The 16,858-nt window shown below is 68.3% G+C and carries 19 protein-coding genes, 3 tRNA genes and 2 pseudogenes; 9 read left to right on the top strand and 15 right to left on the bottom strand.

The features are described 5' to 3' along the window. Positions 1-86: 86 nt before the first annotated feature. The 6 genes from D477_RS12940 (at position 87) to D477_RS12915 (ending at position 4,209) form a co-directional block, all read left to right on the top strand. The gene (locus D477_RS12940; RefSeq protein ID WP_202804097.1) at positions 87-593 is read left to right on the top strand and encodes an RNA polymerase sigma factor; all 507 of its coding nucleotides are present in this window, start codon (positions 87-89) and stop codon (positions 591-593) included. Beyond that, the gene (locus D477_RS12935; RefSeq protein ID WP_005269902.1) at positions 590-1,219 is read left to right on the top strand and encodes a methylated-DNA--[protein]-cysteine S-methyltransferase; all 630 of its coding nucleotides are present in this window, start codon (positions 590-592) and stop codon (positions 1,217-1,219) included. Before D477_RS12940 ends, D477_RS12935 begins: the two co-directional genes overlap by 4 nt. Then, the gene (locus D477_RS12930; protein ID WP_005269888.1) at positions 1,216-1,884 is read left to right on the top strand and encodes an alpha-ketoglutarate-dependent dioxygenase AlkB family protein; all 669 of its coding nucleotides are present in this window, start codon (positions 1,216-1,218) and stop codon (positions 1,882-1,884) included. The genes D477_RS12935 and D477_RS12930 overlap by 4 nt, the downstream gene beginning before the upstream one ends. Then, positions 1,881-2,492 carry a DNA-3-methyladenine glycosylase I gene (locus D477_RS12925; protein WP_005269886.1) on the top strand — a complete coding sequence of 204 codons (612 nt, stop codon included), beginning with the start codon at positions 1,881-1,883 and terminating at the stop codon, positions 2,490-2,492. The genes D477_RS12930 and D477_RS12925 overlap by 4 nt, the downstream gene beginning before the upstream one ends. Before the next feature lie 83 nt (positions 2,493-2,575). Beyond that, a complete protein-coding gene (locus D477_RS12920; RefSeq protein WP_005269885.1) occupies positions 2,576-3,379 on the top strand; it encodes an exodeoxyribonuclease III in 804 nt (267 codons plus the stop codon). A gap of 2 nt (positions 3,380-3,381) precedes the next feature. After that, positions 3,382-4,209, top strand: coding sequence for a hypothetical protein (locus D477_RS12915; protein ID WP_005269883.1), 828 nt, complete (start codon positions 3,382-3,384; stop codon positions 4,207-4,209). Between the two features lie 45 nt (positions 4,210-4,254). Here D477_RS12915 and D477_RS12910 read toward each other — a convergent pair whose 3' ends face one another. The 15 genes from D477_RS12910 to D477_RS12840 all read right to left on the bottom strand — a co-directional run bounded on the left by D477_RS12910 (position 4,255) and on the right by D477_RS12840 (position 14,229). Continuing rightward, on the bottom strand, positions 4,255-5,523 hold the full coding sequence (locus D477_RS12910; protein WP_005269881.1) for an RNA polymerase sigma factor: 1,269 nt from the start codon (positions 5,521-5,523) through the stop codon (positions 4,255-4,257). Between the two features lie 22 nt (positions 5,524-5,545). Continuing rightward, on the bottom strand, positions 5,546-5,989 hold the full coding sequence (locus D477_RS12905; protein WP_005269873.1) for a YciI family protein: 444 nt from the start codon (positions 5,987-5,989) through the stop codon (positions 5,546-5,548). A gap of 84 nt (positions 5,990-6,073) precedes the next feature. Continuing rightward, positions 6,074-7,090, bottom strand: a complete 1,017-nt coding sequence (locus tag D477_RS12900; protein WP_005269872.1) for a LacI family DNA-binding transcriptional regulator — start codon at positions 7,088-7,090, stop codon at positions 6,074-6,076. Positions 7,091-7,097: 7 nt separating this feature from the next. Then, positions 7,098-8,060 carry a carbohydrate ABC transporter permease gene (locus D477_RS12895; RefSeq protein WP_005269871.1) on the bottom strand — a complete coding sequence of 321 codons (963 nt, stop codon included), beginning with the start codon at positions 8,058-8,060 and terminating at the stop codon, positions 7,098-7,100. After that, entirely contained in the window at positions 8,057-9,022 is a 966-nt protein-coding gene (locus D477_RS12890; protein ID WP_005269870.1) for a carbohydrate ABC transporter permease, read from the bottom strand. The genes D477_RS12895 and D477_RS12890 overlap by 4 nt, the downstream gene beginning before the upstream one ends. An 89-nt stretch (positions 9,023-9,111) precedes the next feature. Beyond that, complete coding sequence (locus D477_RS12885; RefSeq protein ID WP_005269869.1) at positions 9,112-10,467, bottom strand: ABC transporter substrate-binding protein; 1,356 nt, start codon at positions 10,465-10,467, stop codon at positions 9,112-9,114. 226 nt (positions 10,468-10,693) lie between these two features. Next, positions 10,694-11,305, bottom strand: a complete 612-nt coding sequence (locus D477_RS12880; RefSeq protein ID WP_005269868.1) for a hypothetical protein — start codon at positions 11,303-11,305, stop codon at positions 10,694-10,696. Then, positions 11,302-11,922, bottom strand: coding sequence for a hypothetical protein (locus tag D477_RS12875; RefSeq protein WP_005269867.1), 621 nt, complete (start codon positions 11,920-11,922; stop codon positions 11,302-11,304). Before D477_RS12875 ends, D477_RS12880 begins: the two co-directional genes overlap by 4 nt. Next, entirely contained in the window at positions 11,919-12,296 is a 378-nt protein-coding gene (locus tag D477_RS12870; RefSeq protein ID WP_005269866.1) for a hypothetical protein, read from the bottom strand. Before D477_RS12870 ends, D477_RS12875 begins: the two co-directional genes overlap by 4 nt. Continuing rightward, a complete protein-coding gene (locus D477_RS12865; RefSeq protein WP_005269865.1) occupies positions 12,293-12,484 on the bottom strand; it encodes a DUF2273 domain-containing protein in 192 nt (63 codons plus the stop codon). Before D477_RS12865 ends, D477_RS12870 begins: the two co-directional genes overlap by 4 nt. Before the next feature lie 31 nt (positions 12,485-12,515). Then, positions 12,516-13,052, bottom strand: a complete 537-nt coding sequence (locus D477_RS12860; RefSeq protein ID WP_005269864.1) for an Asp23/Gls24 family envelope stress response protein — start codon at positions 13,050-13,052, stop codon at positions 12,516-12,518. An 89-nt stretch (positions 13,053-13,141) separates the two neighbouring features. After that, the gene (locus tag D477_RS12855) at positions 13,142-13,747 is read right to left on the bottom strand and encodes a hypothetical protein (RefSeq protein ID WP_150110114.1); all 606 of its coding nucleotides are present in this window, start codon (positions 13,745-13,747) and stop codon (positions 13,142-13,144) included. A gap of 121 nt (positions 13,748-13,868) precedes the next feature. Further along, positions 13,869-13,941 (bottom strand) — tRNA-Phe (locus D477_RS12850). A gap of 56 nt (positions 13,942-13,997) precedes the next feature. After that, a tRNA-Asp gene (locus D477_RS12845) sits at positions 13,998-14,071 on the bottom strand. A gap of 85 nt (positions 14,072-14,156) precedes the next feature. Next, positions 14,157-14,229 (bottom strand) — tRNA-Glu (locus D477_RS12840). A 119-nt stretch (positions 14,230-14,348) separates the two neighbouring features. On the opposite strand from D477_RS12840, the pseudogene D477_RS23310 reads away from it, so the two are divergent. From D477_RS23310 to D477_RS12830, 3 genes and pseudogenes are all read left to right on the top strand, one after another. Next, positions 14,349-14,690: pseudogene (locus D477_RS23310) on the top strand (metallopeptidase family protein); the annotation flags it as partial. A gap of 15 nt (positions 14,691-14,705) precedes the next feature. Beyond that, positions 14,706-15,638 carry a cation diffusion facilitator family transporter gene (locus D477_RS12835; RefSeq protein ID WP_043846913.1) on the top strand — a complete coding sequence of 311 codons (933 nt, stop codon included), beginning with the start codon at positions 14,706-14,708 and terminating at the stop codon, positions 15,636-15,638. 316 nt (positions 15,639-15,954) lie between these two features. Continuing rightward, a pseudogene (locus D477_RS12830) lies at positions 15,955-16,858 on the top strand (coiled-coil domain-containing protein); the annotation flags it as partial.

Below are 16,858 nucleotides of genomic sequence, written 5' to 3'. Positions count from 1 at the left end.
CACTGCTTCGCCGTGCCGGCCGGCCCGCCGGAAGACCGCCAGGATTCCCGGCTCACGTTTCCGGCCGCCGCGGCGTCTGCAAGGTGATGAAGATGAAACAGCCGTTCGAGCAGGTCGTGGCCGACCACGGGCTGACCGTGCTGCGGGTGTGCCGGGCGGTGCTCGGCCCGCATCCCGACGCGGACGACGCCTGGTCCGAGACGTTCCTGGCGGCGCTGCGGGCGTACCCGGAATTGCCCGACGGCGCCAACGTCGAAGCCTGGCTGGTCACGATTGCCCACCGCAAGGCGATTGACGCCACCCGGGCCCGGCAACGCCAGGCATTCCCCGTCGGCGAAACCCCGGAACGGGCCTCCACGATCGGGACTCCCGGAAGCGGAGATTTGGACCTCTGGGCTGCGGTCAAGGCCCTGCCGGACAAACAGCGGCAGGCCGTCGCCTACCGCTACCTCGGGGGCCTGACCTACCAGCAGATCGCCGGCATCCTGGGCGGCACGGCAGACGCGGCCCGGCGCGCCGCAGCCGACGGCGTCAAGAAACTGAGGATCCACTACTACTCCGCGGGCACACTGTCGGAAGGAGCAAACCGATGACCAGCATCGACCACGATGGTGAACTGGACGCCCGCGCCCTCGCTGCGCTGGCCACTCCAGCCGACGGCACGCTGGCGCAGCTGCACCGCCGGCTCGAAGCGGACGCCGAAAAGGCCGGCGTCCTCGACCTCGCCTACACCACCATCGACACCCCGGTCGGGCCGCTGCTGCTCGCGGCCACCGTCCAGGGACTGGTCCGGGTCGCGTTCGAACGCGAAGGGTTCGACGCCGTGCTGGGCCTGCTCGCGGCGAAGATCAGCCCGCGGATCCTCCGGGCACCGCAGCGGCTGGACACTGCCGCACGGCAGCTCGACGAGTACTTCGCCGGAGTCCGCACCGGCTTCGACCTGCCGCTGGATTACTCGCTCTCGAGCGGCTTCCGCCAGCTGGTCCAGCGCCATCTTCCCGCGATCGCCTACGGGCACACCGAGTCCTACCGGGAAGTGGCACAATCGGTCGGCAGCCCGAAGGCGGTCCGCGCCGTCGGTACCGCCTGCGCGACGAACCCGCTTCCCGTCGTCGTACCTTGCCACCGCGTGCTGCGCACCGACGGCACGCTGGGCGGCTACATCGGCGGCCTCGAGGCCAAGAGCACGCTGCTCAACCTGGAGAAAGCCGCAGCATGAGCGCGCTGTTCGGCGACAACCTGCTCCACCGGCCGCGCCGCGAACTGGCGCCCGGTGCCGTCTGGGTGCCCGGCTGGCTCACCCTTGAACAGCAGCGCTGGCTCGCCGACCGCTTCCGCGAATGGGCCGCCGGGCCGGTTCCGATCCGCTCGGCGAAGGTCCGCGGCCACGAAATGAGCGTAAAAACCGTGTGCCTCGGCTGGCACTGGCGCCCGTACGAGTACACCCGCGAGGCCGTCGACGTTAACGGCAACCGGGTCCTCGATTTCCCGGATTGGATGGTCCGGCTCGGCCGCAAGGCCTTGGCGGAGGCCACCGGCGACCCGCAGGCCGGCGAGGCCTACACGCCGGACACCGCGCTGGTGAACTACTACGACGACCAGGCCCGCATGGGCATGCACCAGGACAAGGACGAGCGCTCGCTGGCCCCGGTCGTGTCCCTGTCGATCGGCGACACCTGCCGCTTCCGCTTCGGCAACACAGAGAACCGGAACAAGCCCTACCAGGACATCGACCTGGCTTCCGGCGACCTGTTCGTGTTCGGCGGCCCCTCCCGGCTGGCCTACCATGGCGTCATGAAGCTGCTGCCCGGCACCGCGCCTGAAGGCTGCGGACTGGACCGCGGCCGGATCAACATCACCATGCGCGTCACGGGGCTGCCATGACGGACATCGGGCTGGCGGGCGGGCTGGTGCTGGGCGAGGACGGGCTGGCGCGCCCGGCCTGGGCCTCCGTCGACCCGCTGCTGCGCGAGTACTATGACACCGAATGGGGCATGCCGGTCCGCGACGAGCAGGGCCTCTACGAACGCATCAGCCTCGAGGCGTTCCAGGCCGGCCTGTCCTGGGCCACCATCCTGCGCAAACGCCCCGCCTTCCGCGCGGCTTTCCACGACTTCCACCCGGAAACGGTGGCAGCGTTTACCGACGACGACGTCGATCGCCTCCTGGGCGATACCGGCATCATCCGTAACAAGGCCAAGATCCGGGCCGCGATCACCAACGCCAACGCCACGATCGCCCTGCGGGACAAGGGCGGGCTGGTGGACTTCGTCTGGTCGTTCCAGCCGGACAGCACCCCCGAACCGCACATCGTGGACGACATCCCGACGCAGTCCCCGGAATCCGCCGCCCTGTCGAAGGCCCTGAGGAAGGAAGGGTTCGCCTTCGTCGGCCCGACCACGATGTTCGCGCTGATGGAAGCCATCGGGATCATCGACACCCACCTCGTCGGCAGCCACCGGCGCGGCAGCTCGGGAGTCTGGGCCCGCTGAGGCGGGCGCCGCGGACTTCGGCCGCATGACGGCCCGAACACGGCCTGCCGCACCGGCCGCTCCAGTTCGGTAACGTACTTGGTGTGAAGATTGCTACCTGGAATGTGAACTCGATCCGTGCCCGTGCCGACCGCCTGGAGCAGTGGCTGCTGCGCTCCGATGTAGATGTTGTCGCTATCCAGGAGACGAAGGCCTCGGACGAGAACTTCCCGTGGGATCTTTTCGAAAAGAACGGCTATGAAGTGGCGCACTTCGGGCTGAACCAGTGGAACGGCGTCGCCATCGCCTCCCGGGTGGGGCTGGATGACGTCGAGCGCACCTTCGTGGACCAGCCGCACTTCGGCAAAATCGAGGACGAGATCCATGCCGAGGCCCGCGCCATGGCGGCCACCTGCGGCGGAGTGCGGGTCTGGAGCCTCTACGTTCCCAACGGGCGGGCCATCGGGGACCCGCACATGCCCTACAAACTGCAGTGGCTCGACGTGCTGAAGAACCACGCGATCGCCTGGCTCCAGGAGGACCCGGAGGCGCAGATTGCGCTCTGCGGTGACTGGAACATCGCGCCGCGGGACGAGGACGTCTGGGACATCGACCTGTTCCGGCGCGAGGGCTACACGCACGTGACGGACGAAGAACGCGCCGCCTTCCACGCCTTCGAAGAGGCCGGCTTCATCGATGTGGTTCGCCCCTACCACCCGGGCCCCGGCACCTACACCTACTGGGACTACACGCAACTGCGCTTCCCCAAAAAGCAGGGCATGCGGATCGACTTCGTCCTCGCCTCCCCCGCCCTGGCCAACCGCGTTTCCGGCGCCCTGATCGACCGCGAGGAACGCAAGGGCAAGGGCGCCTCGGACCACGCCCCGGTCATCGTGGAGCTGGACTAGCGATGACCAGCTTTCCGTTTGTCTCCTACCTGCGCGTCTTCGAGCCGCTGGACGCCTTCGGCGATGAACAGCAAGTGCTGATCATGGACCAGCGCAACCGGGACCGCAGGGAGACGGAGGAGCTGGACCGCGGGCTGTCGCTGCGCCGGATCACCCGGACGGTGTCCGATCCGTTCCCGCACAGCAGCGGTGACCTGGTCCGGGTGCTGCACTACCCCTCGCCGGAGGGGCTGACCACGCCCTACTACTGCCCCAACCAGCTGGCAGTGCGCAGCACGCTGGCGGCCGAGTCCATCTCGCACAGCCTGCACAACCCGCTGCTGGGCGTGCTGCTGCCGGAGGCGGCGCGGGATGCGCAGCAGCAGCGGCTGGACCCGGACAGCTTCGCCGATTCGCTGGCCAAGCTGCACACCCGCAGCAGTACCTGGGGCATCCCGTTCGGCTGGTTCGTGCTGTTCCGCGAAGACGACCACACCGAGGTCGTGGAGGGCAAGCACGGCATCGACACCGTGCGCATCAGCGCGCCGCTGAGCCAGTGCATCGACCGGGCCCGCTACGCCGCGGCCTCACTGGCCGTCGCCGCGCCCGGCCTCGATCTGCTCGATGAGCTGACCGAAATCACCGAGTGGATGCAGACTTTCACCCTGACCGGCATGCTCGAGCTCGATTACGGGCGAGTGGCCGACCTCGTGTACCCGGACGAGTCCCCGACCGATGTCCAGGCCGGAATCGAATCGCTGGCCGAGGGCGACATGACCGGCGCGGCAGCAGCCTACCGCCGGCTTGCGACCCGCTGGATCAAGATCCGCCAGCTCGCCCGCGCCTCCTGACCACCGGCCGCACCGGGCAGCGGTAAATGCTGCGCAGCCGTTGAATTACGACGGCGGAGCTCCTCCTGGCGCGGCATCCGCGGCTTTGCGTTCCAGGACCTTGCGCGTGGGGCCGTTCCGGGCCAGGGCTGCCGCAACGCTGAACTCGCCGCGCGCTTCCTGCATCCGGCCGAGCCGGGCCAGCAGTTCTCCGCGGACGCTGGGCAGCAGGTGCGATCCGCGCAGCCCGCCCTCGCCGGCCAGCCGGTCCACGATCGCCAGGGCGGTCTCGGGTCCGGTGGCCATGGAGACGGCCACCGCACGGTTGAGCTCCACTACCGGGCTGGGCGCGATGCGTCCGAGGGCCTCGTACAGCAGCACGATACGCGGCCAGTCCGTCTCCTCGACGCTCGGTGCGAGCGCATGGCATTCGGCGATCGCGGCCTGCAGCGCGTAGTTGCCGCGTCCGCGGCCCACCGCATCTGCACGGGCGAGGGCGGCCCGGCCGCGCCCGATCTGCGCCCGGTCCCAGCGGGATCGGTCCTGGTCCGCCAGCAGGATGGGTTCGCCGGCTGCCGTCGTGCGCGCGGCGAACCTGGAGGCCTGGAATTCCATCAAGGCGACCAGGGCGTGGGCCTCGGCCTCGCGCGGTACCAGCCCGGCGAGGATCCTGCCGATTCGGAGTGCCTCGCCGGCCAGGTCCGGACGCAGCCACCGGTCCCCCGACGTCGCCGCATATCCTTCAGTGAACATCAGGTACACGACGCCCAGAACGGCCTTGAGCCGCGGCCCCCATTCGTTCGGCTCGGGGGTTTCAAACGGCACCTTCGCGGCTCCGAGCGTCTTCTTGGCCCGCACGATCCGCTGCTGCACGGTGGCCACCGGGACCAGGAAGAGCCGTGCAATGTCCTCCGTGGCCAGGCCGCCGACGAGCCGCAGCGTGAGCGCCATCTGGGCCTCGCGCGACAGGACCGGGTGGCAGGCTGTGAACACGAGCCGCAGCACGTCGTCGTCCACCGGCTGCCACACCACGTCATCCTCAGGTTGCAGCTGGCCGGCGATCTCCCGGTAGCGCTCGTCGAGCCGCTCGGCGCGGCGCCACCCGTCGATGGCCTTGCGCTTGGCGACCGCCGTCAGCCAGGCCCCGGGGTTCTTCGGGATGCCCGCTTCCGGCCACTGCGCCAAGGCATCGGCCACGGCTTCCTGCGCCAGGTCCTCGGCGAGCGCGACATCCCGGGTCGCCCTGGCCAGCGCCGCGACGATCCGTGCGCCCTCGATGCGCCACAGCGCATCGATCCGCCGCCTGGTCCGTTCGGCGGCCTCCGCCGACGTCATGGCTGCTCCGCCTTCGGACCGCTCAGCTGTTCTGCGCGCGGAGCCTCGCTTCCTCCTCGCGCCATCCTTCTTCCTTCTGGATGTACTCGTTGTCGGCGAAGTCCGCGAAGTCCTCGGCCTCCGTGATGCGCCGGACCTCGAGCTTCGAGCCCGGGCCCAGCGGGCAGCGGCTGGCCCATTCGATGGCCTCTTCCTTGGAGGAGACCTGCAGGATCCAGAAGCCGTTGAACAGCTCGTGGGTCTCGCCGTACGGGCCGTCCGTGACGACAGGCGGCTCCTCCGAGAAGTCGACGACGAAGTTCGCTTCCTCGGACACGTCGGCCAGGCCCTCGCCCCCGAGCATGACTCCTGCCTTGATGAGCTGCTCGTTGTAGGCGCCCATCTTGTTGATGATCTCTTCGAAGTCCATCTCCTTGGAGGCGGCGAGTGCTTCGTCGGTGCTGCGCATGATGAGCATGTACTTCATGGTTCTCTCCTTAGGTGGACGAGGGTGCCCGATGCATCCCTCTACTATTGCGTCGAACGGGGCCGAAGGGAATCGACAGGAAGCTCAAAATTTTTCCTGCGGCGGCGCAGTGGAGCGCCGGATGACCAGTTCGTGCGGGCGCCACGGCGGATCCGGCTGGGGCGGGGCGCCCTGCAGCTCGGCCAGCAGCAGCTCCGCCGCGAAGCTGCCCTGCTCCCGCGGGTCCTGCCGGATCGTGGTCAGGCCCAGCGGTGCGGCGAAATCATGGTCGTCGATGCCGATCACGGAAAGCTCCTGCGGCACCGGCACCCCGTGCTCCTGTGCGGCGGCTAGCACGCCGAAGGCCATTTCGTCGGACGAGGCGAACACCGCCGTCGGCCGGTCTCCCGGCGCCTCAAGCAGCCGCGCGGCGGCTTCTTTGGCGGCGCCGAAGCGGAAGTCGCCGAAGATCATCCACTCCGGACGCACTGGCAGGCGGTGCCGTCGCATGGTGCGGCGGAACGCAGCCTCGCGCCGCGACGGCACCGAAAAGTGCACGCCGTGTCCATCCCCGCCGGCCAGGTACGCGATCTTCCGGTGCCCCAGCCCCACCAGATGCTCCACCGCCTCACTGGCCGCGGCGTCGTCGTCAATGCCCACATTCCGCAGCCCCTCGACGTAGCCGCCCACCGTCAGGTTGGGGTAGTCCAGCTGCTGCAGCGCAGCCAGTTCCTGCGGCGTCAGCTCCAGGCACATCAGCAACAGGGCGTCGATGCGCTTGCGCAGCATGGAGCGGTGGAACACGCGCTCCCGGTTCCGGCCGGAGCCGCCCAGGCTGAACACCACCAGGTCGTAGCCGGCCGCGCGCAGGGCCCGGTCCACGCCTTCCAAAGCCGCGGCGAAGTACCATTCGTCGATCCGCGGCAGCAGCACGCCCAGGGCCATGGTTCGCCCGGAGGCCAGGTGCGCCGCGGAGGACGAGGGCACGTATCCGAGTTCCTCGGCCGCAGCGCGCACGCGTTCCCGGGTGGCCGCGGAGACGCCGGGCAGGCCGCGCAGGGCGCGCGACACCGTGGCGGTGGAGACTCCGAGGGCCCGGGCGACGCCGTCGATCCCGGTCACCCTTGGCTCACCCCTTGAGACCGCCCGCCAGCAGGCCCCGGACGAAGTAGCGCTGCAGCCCGAAGAACACGGCCAGCGGGATGATCATCGAGATGAAGGCGCCGGCGGTCAGGCGGTGCCATTCGTTGCCGCGGGTGCCGGTGAGTTCGGCCAGCCGCTGCGTGATGGGCGCGACGTCCGCGGTTCCGCCGGAGAACACCAGGGCCACCAGCAGGTCGTTCCAGACCCAGAGGAACTGGAAGATGCCGAAGGAGGCGATGGCCGGCACGGAGAGCGGCAGGATGATGCGCCAGAAGATCGTGGCGTGGCCGGCGCCGTCCACCCGCGCCGCCTCGATCACTTCATTGGGGATCTCGGAGATGAAGTTGTGCAGCAGGAAGATGGCCAGCGGCAGCGCGAAAATGGTGTGCGCGATCCACAGCTGGGCGTACGTTCCGGCCGGCAGCAGCTGGAAGTCGCCGATCTTCAGGTTGATGAAGAGGGACAGCAGCGGGATGAGCGCCATCTGCAGCGGCACGATCTGGAGCGCGAAGACGAAGATGAACAGGGTGTCCTTGCCGCGGAAGCGGCCCCAGGCGAAGACGTACGCCGCCATGGACGCGATCACCAGCGGGAAGATGGTCCCGGGGATCACGATGGCCAGCGAGTTGATGAAGTACTGGCCCAGGTTCGGCGAGGAACTGCGGCCCGAGGCCAGGACGTCGGCGTAGTTCTCCAGCGTCACCTGCGGGTTGCTGAAGAAGGTCCACCAGCCGCTGTCCTGGATGGCGTCCTCCGGCCGGAACGAGGAAATGAACAGGCCGAAAGTCGGAATGGTCCAGAGCGTGGCGATGATGATGGCCGCCGCGGTCGCGCCGCGCGAGGTCAGGCGCTGCTTGACCCGGCGGCTGATGGGCGGACGCGGTCCGGTGATGGTTTCCTCGGTCACGGTGGCCGTGGCCGCCGCCGAATCTGCTGGAATGGCGCTCATCGGATTTCCCTCTGCTTCTTCAGCTGCCGGGCGTTGTAGATGACCACCGGCAGCACCATCAGGAACAGCACCAGCGCCAGCGCGGCGCCGCGGCCGGGCTCGTTGGCGCGGAACGCCTGGGTGTACATCTCATTGGCCACGACCGAGGTTTCGAAGTTGCCGGCGGTCATGGTCCGCACAATGTCGAACACCTTGAGCGTGCCGATTGTGATGGTCGTGACGACGACGATCAACGCCCCGCGGATCGACGGCACCGTGATGCTGCGGAACTGCTGCCACGCGCTGGCGCCGTCCAGCCGCGCCGCCTCGACGATCTCCATCGGGATGCCCTTGATCGCCGCTGAGAGGATCACCATGGCGAAGCCGGTCTGGATCCAGATCATCACGGCGATCAGGAAGAAGGTGTTCTCGGGAGCGTCCAGCAGGAACTGCTTCGGCTCGCCGCCGAACCAGACCAGCAGCTGGTTGAGCAGGCCGATCTGCTCCTGCTCGCCGCCGCGGTAGGCGTAGACGAACCGCCAGATCACGCCGGCGCCGACCATGGAGATCGCCATCGGCATGAACACCAGGGCCTTCAGCGCCTTCTCGCCCCGTGCCCGGTCGATGAACACCGCGTAGGCCAGGCCGATCACGGTCGACAGCAGCGGCACCAGGACCACCCAGAGTAGGGTGTTGCGCAGCGTGACCAGGGCTTCGGGCTGGGTGAACATCCAGACGAAGTTGTCCAGGCCGTTCGGATCGCCGTTGCGGTCGGTGAAGGCCAGGAAGGTGGTCTGCACCGCCGGGCCCACCAGGCCGATCGCCAGCAGCACCGCGGCCGGCAGCAGGAACCCGACCACGGTCGCCTTGTCCCGGAAGGACTTGGGCGCACGGTCCACCAGCAGCATGATCAGTCCGACGACGCCGGCAAAGATGGCCAGGGCGACACCGACCTGGACGAACTTCTCGCCAAAGTCTTCCACGGGGCAACCTCCTTGGTGCCGGAAAGTAACGACGACGGCGGGACCGGTCCGGTCCGCTCAGGAACCGGACCGGCCGCGCCGGCGGCTGGCTACTCCTTGGGCCAGCTGGACTCGATCGAATCCAGCACCTGCTCCGTGGAGGCGCCGTTGATCCACTCCACGATGCCACTCCAGAAGGAGTTGGCGCCCACGGCGCCGGGCATCAGGTCCGAGGCGTCGAACCGGAACACGGTGTTCTCGTCCTGGAGCAGCTCAATGGACTGCCGGTCCAGCGGGTTCTGCGCCAGCGCGGGGTCAAGGCCCTTGTTCGCGCTGATCGCAGCGCCCTGCTCCACCCGGTTGTTGGCGAAGTCCGCCGAGGCCATGTACTGCTGGAAAGCCTTGACCTCGTCGCGGTCAGCGTAGGCTGCCACGAACTCGCCGCCGCCGGTGATGGCGCCGGCTCCGGCTTCCTCGCCCGGGGTGATGAAGGCCCAGACATCGCCGTCCTCGGCCACGTTGGTGCCCTCCGGCCAGTTTGCCGCCTGGAAGGTCGCCTGGTGGTGCATCGCGCAGCTGCCGTCCAGCACCGGCTGGCCGCCCTCTTCCACGGTGGTGGAAAGGATCGAGCGCACATCGCCGAAGCCGCCGTTGACGTAGTCCTCGTTCTTGACGATGGCACCGACGGCGTCGAAAGCCTCGGCGATCTGCGGATCGTTGAACGGAATCTCGTGGTTGATCCACTGGTCGTAGACCTCGGGGCCGGCCTGGCGCAGCACCGCGTCCTCGATCCAGTCGGTGCCCGGCCAGCCGGTGGCTTCGCCGGCTTCGAAGCCGGCACACCACGGCTTCATGGTGCCCTCGTCCGCGATGGTCTGGGTGAGCGTCATCATCTCGTCCCAGGTCTGCGGGACTTCCCAGCCCTTTTCCTCGAAGGTCGACGGCACGTACCAGATGTAGCCCTTGACGCTGGCCAGCATCGGTGCCGCGTAGAACGTGCCGTCCACGGTGCCGTAGCTCTTCCAGTCCTCCGACCAGTTCTCGTCCACCAGCGCCTCGACTTCAGCCGGCGCCGGCTTCAGGTAGCCGGCCCGGGCGTGCTGCGCCAGCAGGCCCGGCTGCGGGATGATGGCGATGTCCGGCGGGTTTCCGGCCTGGGCGCGCACGCCGATCTGGGTCTCGAACTCGTTCGAGCCTTCGTAGACGACGTCGATCCCGGTGCACCCCTCGAAATCCACCCAGGAGTCCTCCAGCCGCTCGGCTTCCAGGTCCGTGATGGTCGAGTAGACGCTGACCTCCGCGCCGTCGAACGTTCCGTAGCTTGCGTAGGCGGAACAGTCCGCCGCGGCCTCCCCGCCGCCTTCGCCTTCGTTGGATCCGCTGCCGCCGCAGGCGGAGAGCGCCAGGGTCAGCGCGCTGACCGCGGCCAGTGGCAGTACGCCCCTCTTGGTGCGAGCAATTCCCATGGTGTGACTCCTTCGTCAAGTGGCCAAAGAACAAGTCCGATGGGCAGACCCGTGCCACCAGTTGCGCATTGAGTAGCGCCAACGTAAACGCTTACGCTCCAGGGCGGCAAGAGTTCGGTTGCAGCAGGCAAGCATCGATATGCAATCGTGACCCAGCGCACTTTAACGTTTCAGGAAGGTCTCCCGGCGGTGCTGCATGAGGAAGTGTGGTTGCGAGGAGTGCTTGTCAGTGCACGCGGTCGCCGCGTCCCAGCCGGCTGCGGGCGCTGGCGCCGATGCTGACCACCACGGGAATCCGCCGGCCGAGCACCAGGTCGAGGGCCTCCACCTGGGCGGAAATGTCCTCGGCCAGGTCCTGCGGGGCCACCCCCTTGCGCGGCAGCACCCGGACCTTCAGCCCGGGCGTTCCGCGGTATTCGTAGGTGGCCACGGTTACGTGCAGGATGTCCTCGCGTTCGGCCAGCGCCGCCTTGAGCGCCTGCTCGGCCGCCGCACCGCTGAGCGACACCATCCCGGGACCGCCGTCGTCGACATCGTCCGCTGCCAGCGTGCCCGCCCGGCCCTTCCCCTGCTGGGCGATCCACGTGATCATCGCCAGGACGACCAGCAGCATCAGCAGCGCCAGGACGATCCAGAGCCAGCTGTCGCGCTGGCCCGGCAACGTGGTGGCTGCCAGCAGATTTTCGACGGCGGTGCCCGCGCCTTGCGTGGTGCGGCGCCACCAGCCGGCCAGGCCGGGGAAAGCAGCCAGCCCCAGGGCCAGGACGCCCGTGGCCAGCAGGACCAGGCCGATGACGGCCAGCAGGAGGCGGTTCAGCCCGCGCGGTGTCTGGTTCACTGGCCCACCACCCCGGAGCTCGAGACCTGGACCCGGACCTGCGGCATCGGCTCGATCCGGGTGCGGAGCAGTTCATCCTCGACCACGCCCTGGATCAGCGCCTCGTCCACCGGCGTTCCGGAGGTGGGCCGCAGCTGGACCTCCACCAGGTTCCGGGAGACGGCGACCAGGACCTGTTCGCGGGAGACGTTGGCCGCGGTTCGGGCGCGGCGGGCCAGCGAGGAGGCGATGACCTCGTCGTCGACCACGACAATCCCGCGGCGGGCCGGAATGGCGTGCCGGTGCAACCGACCGGGCAGCAGGGCCTTGAGCAGGAAGAGCAGCCCGGCCAGCAGGATCAGCAGGCCGGCCGTGCCCAGGATGAGCGGCGGGACGCTGCCCGGCAGCTGGTGCACCCAGGCAGCCGCGTCCCGGGGGTCCACCAGCCAGGCCCGCTGCCCGATGGCCTTAAGCAGTGCTTCCAGCAGGACAAAGAGGCAGGCGCCGGCCACCAGCACGGCCGCCACGATGGAGGCCGCCGCCCGTGAACTGTGCAGTTCCCGGGCTGCCAGGCTGTCCCGGAACCGGTCGGAGGCGTCCTGTTCATCCGGCAGCTCGTGATAGTGGGTCTGTGTCACCGCACCCGCCCTCCGTCCTGGATCCGGACGCCGGTGACGCGGATGTCCACCCGGCTCAGCGCCGAACCAGTGATGTCCGAGATCCGCGCCAAGACCTCGCCCTTGGCCGCATGCACGCGCTCCCAGACGGACCCGCCGAAGCCGTCCACGAGCTGCGGGTCGAAGACCACTCGGTTCAGCGACGGGATGCCGATCGGCAGGGCCAGCGAGAGGGCCAGGGCGCCCTGGTCGTCACGCCATGAGGCACGGATCAGCTCGGGGGAGACTCCGAGCACTTCGGAGGCCACTCCCTGGGCAGTGCTGGTCAGGGCTTGGGTGCTGACCCTGTTGTGGCCGGAATACGCTGTGCTGCGGCCGGTATCCGCGGCGGTCATGAAGAGGAGCGGCGTCCGGTCAGCGCGTCCCGCACGCTGCGCAGGTCCAGCTTGCCTTCGGCCACGCGCCCGAGCAGCCCGCCGATCACCAGGAACACGGCCATCAGCAGGAAGCCCCAGAAACCATAGACGAGTGCGGCCCATGCCAAGGCCGCTCCTGCCGCCATGCCGATTGCGGTGTAGCTCATAGGTAATCTGCCTCCAGCTTCCTCCGGCCCGTCACGGTGTTCCCTGCCGGGCAGGCTTTTCCGTTGCTGTCCTGGCATCGCTGAGTCCGGGCACGTGCACGTCATTGATTTCCACGTTGACCTCAATGACGTCCAGGCCCACGAATTCCTCTACCGCCGTGTAGACCGCTGCGCGGACCTTGTTGGCCAGCTGCTGCAGCGGCACACCGTAGACCGCCACCAGGTTGATGTCCACGGCAACCTGCGTCTGGCCCACTTCCACCCGCACACCCTGGCCGAGATCGCTTCCGGCGACGGCGTCCCGGAGCACGCTCAAGGCGCGGCCGGCCCCGCTGCCGAGGGCAAAGACGCCCTGGACGTTCCGGGCGGCCACCGCGGCGACTTTGGCCACGGCAGTGTCCGAAATGGTGGTCCTGCCCGGGGTGGCCGCGAGCAAGGCGGGATCCGCGGCTGCATCGACCGCAAGGCCCGGCTCGGGCGGCAGAGGCGCCGCGGCCTCCGGTCCGCCACCACCCACGGCCGGCCGATAGGCCGGAGGCGCTCCGGCCGGCAGGTTCCGGTCCTCCATCTGCTCTCCCTCGCCTGGTCCCGGGCAGGCAACGCCTGCACTGTCTTCTGCTGCCAAGCCTAATGCCTATGTCCGGCGGCGACGGCTGCTCAGAAGCTGCAGTGCGTGTCCAGCCAGTCGTCCAGGGGGTCCAGGGCGTCGCGGAAGGCCGCGTAGTCGAACTCGTCAAGGCCGTCATGGCGGCCAATCTCCGCTTCGATCCCGGCCAGCGGCTCGTGCAGCTCCTCCGGGGCTTTCCGTGCCAGATCCCGGACGCCGGCTTCCAGGTCCCGAAGCTGGTCTTCATCGACGCCGGAGAGGAGGTTCAGCGGCGCGACCGTGAGGACCGTGACACCGCTGGCGACAGCAGCACAGGCATCGGTCGCCGAAGAATAGGAACCCCAGTTGCCGCCGTCGTCCTTGCCTTTGTCCTCAGCGGAAGGATCGGAGCCCCCCGCCGGTGCGCCGGGAGCATCCTCCGGCAAGAGCGACTGCCCGTCGAGCTCCTGCGGGCCCGGCCCTTCCAACGTCCCGGCCGCGGATTCAGCCGTCACGGTCGCCGTGCCGGTACCGTCCGGCGCTGTGCAGGCTGCCAAAGCAAAGGCTCCGGCTGCCGCAACCGCCGCAAGCTTGAAGGGGCACTTCAGGCGCAAGCTCCCCGAATGTTCCCGTTCCACCACGCCCAACAGGGTACTGCCCTTGGCTGGGAACTGCATGGGAGCTTCCCGGACGCCGCCCGGCATTTTCGTGCTGCAGGCTGGACTGCAAACGCCGACTTTCCGGCGGCCTGCTTAAGAAAAAATCCCCGCCTCGTACAAGGCGGGGATTCATTTGCTGTGGCTCCGACCGGCGTCGATCCGGTGACCTTTCGATTTTCAGTCGAACGCTCTACCAACTGAGCTACAGAGCCTGGGAACATCTGTCGATGATCACCGAGGTTTCCGAACCGCATCCGGAAACCTTCAGCGACCCTGACGGGACTTGAACCCGCGACCTCCGCCGTGACAGGGCGGCGCGCTAACCAACTGCGCTACAGGGCCTCGTTTTTACAAGCATCCATCCTATCAGGCTTTCGGAGCGGTTTTGACCACTTCCTCCTGCACTGAAACCGGATGGCTTCTTGCGTACCCCCAACGGGATTCGAACCCGTGCCGCCGCCGTGAAAGGGCGGTGTCCTAGGCCGCTAGACGATGGGGGCTCCAGGACCACATTGGTGCGTTTCCCGCTGTGGACTCATAAAACTATAGGGCCTTCTCCCGGAAAATCCAAAACGGCGGATTCGAGGCGCCCGGGTAGAGTCGGACTGTGCCCATCGAGATGACCCTGACGGACTTCGAGGACGCCGTCAACGACGCAATCGACCAGATCCCGGAGGACCTCGCCCGCGCGATGACCAACGTGGGAATCTTTGTCGAGGAAGAGTACACCCCGCAGCCCTGGGAGGACCCGGACACTGAGCTGCTGGGCATCTACGAGGGCACGCCGCTGACCGAACGCGACCACTGGTGGGCCGCAGGGTCGCTGCCGGACCGGATCATCATTTTCCGCGGGCCGCTGCTGCGCATGTGCGAATCCCGCGAGGAAGTCGTCCACGAAGTGCTGGTCACCGTCATCCACGAAGTGGCGCACCATTTCGGCATCGACGACGACCGGCTGCACGAACTGGGCTGGAGACTGACCAAGGGACACGGACACAGCCACGGACTCCAGGGGAATGGCACGGCCACCGGCCGGCACCGCCGCAAGCTGGTCTGGGTTGTCTGCATCACCCTGGCCGTGGTCATCGTGCAGGCCGCCGGCGCGTTCCTGTCCGGCTCGCTGGCCCTGCTCGCTGACGCCGGACACATGCTCTCGGATGCGGCCGGCGTCTTCATCGCGCTGATGGCCGCCTGGATTGCCACTCTGCCGCCGACGGACAAGCGCACCTACGGCTACCAGCGGGCCGAGGTGCTGGCCGCGCTGCTGAACGCGGTGGTGCTGGTGGGGATCGCCGTCGTTATTTTCACCGAGGCGATCCGGCGGCTGGGGCAGGATCCCGACATCCAGACCGGCACGATGCTGCTGGCCGCGGTGCTTGGCGCGGTGGCCAACCTGGCCTGCCTGCTGATCCTCCACGGCGGGCACAAGGAGAGCCTGAATGTCCGCGGCGCCTACCTGGAGGTGCTCGGCGACCTGCTCGGTTCAATCGCGGTGATTGCGGCGGGCACCGTGATCGCCGTGACCGGCTACACGCAGGCGGACACAATTGCCTCCGTGCTGATTGCCGTCCTGATCCTGCCGCGCGCCTGGAGCCTGCTGCGCGATGTGCTCAACGTGCTGCTGGAGGCGACGCCCAAGAATGTGGACGTGGCGCAGGTCCGCGAACACATCATGTCGGTCGACGGCGTGGTCGACGTCCACGACATCCACATCTGGACCATCACCTCGGGCGTGCCGGTCTTCTCGGCGCACGTGGTCGTGGAGGACCACACGCTGCACGCCGAAGGGCTCGACCGCATCCTGGACCGGCTGTCTGCCTGCCTGGGCAGCCACTTCGACACCGAGCACTGCACCTTCCAGGTGGAGCCGGTGACGCACGCCAGGCACGAGCTGCCGCAGCACGACTGACCCATGTCCGCCGGAGCGGGTGCCGGCGCTTCGGGTTGCCCTTTCCTGCCCTCCTGCACCCTTGCCTGCCCAACACGCCGGATCAACTGCGACTAAACGACACTGTTGTTATTTATGATGCATAAGAGACAAATGTTGCCATTGTGAATCCTGATGCATATTCTCAAGAGCGTTGAGGATGCAATCCGGCCTGCCGGCGCTGCCTTCGGAAGGCGCGGCAAACCGGACCGGCCCCCATGGCCGGCCGTTCCTTTGGGGGGAGCGCGTGCATTCCGCGCTGATGTAAGGACTCGTATTTATGAGGCTGTCTTCCCGCATGCCCCGTTCCGCTTCGGGACGTACGACGACGGTGCGCACCGCTGCCTTGGTGGCTTCCGCCGTCGTTGTCCTTGGCTTTGTTCCGCTCCCTGCCGCGGTGGCCGCCCCGGCGGACGGGCTGCCCGTGGTCTCGGCCCGCGGCCTCTCCCTTCCGCTGAGCCCGTCGGCTCCGACGGACCGCGAGATCGAGGCGGCCAAGGGCGATGCCGAAGCGGCGCAGGAGCTGGTGGACCGGATCGAGGAGCAGCTGCGGACCGCAACGGCGGATCTGGAGACGGCGCGCTACGAGGCGACCGAGCTGCAGAACACTTACAGCGTGGCCCTGCTCGAGCAGCAGGAGCGGCAGGCCGAGCTGGACGATGCCCGCGGGAAGGCGGCGCAGGCGAAGGAATACTTCGAGTCCGTCAAGGGCCAGGTCGGCCAGCTCGCCGGCGAGCTCTACCGCAACGGCGGCGTCAATCCGGTTGTGACCTCGCTGCTGGACAGCAGCACGGCCGGCGATGTGCTGTACCGGGCGTCGACCTTGGATGCCCTCGCGGCCAACCGGTCCCAGACGCTGGATTCGGCGGCCCAGGCCGCAGCGCTGTGGGCCGAGTGGGAGCTCTACGTTTCCCAGGCGGAGGAAGCCGCCGCCGATGCCAGCGTCGCCGCCAGCGCCGCCGAGGCCGAAGCCAAGGCCGCCAGCGAAGCCCAGGAGTCGCTCATCGCCCGGCAGGAGGAACAGCGCCGGGACCTGCTGGCGCATCTGGCCGACCTGCGCGGCACCAGCGTCAAGGAGGAGAACCGCCGGATCGCCGCCCTGGAGGAGGCCGAGCGCGAGCGGCAGCTGGAGGCGCTCATCGAGGAGTCCGAACGGCAGGCCGCCGCCGGAGTGCAGCAGCAGGCGGCAGCGCCGGCGGCAC

Source organism: Arthrobacter crystallopoietes BAB-32 (assembly GCF_000328305.2).
In the GTDB taxonomy this organism is placed as follows: Bacteria; Actinomycetota; Actinomycetes; order Actinomycetales; family Micrococcaceae; genus Crystallibacter; species Crystallibacter crystallopoietes_A.
Note: the sequence above shows the minus strand (reverse complement) of the source record. Positions and strands in the feature narration are given on the sequence as shown.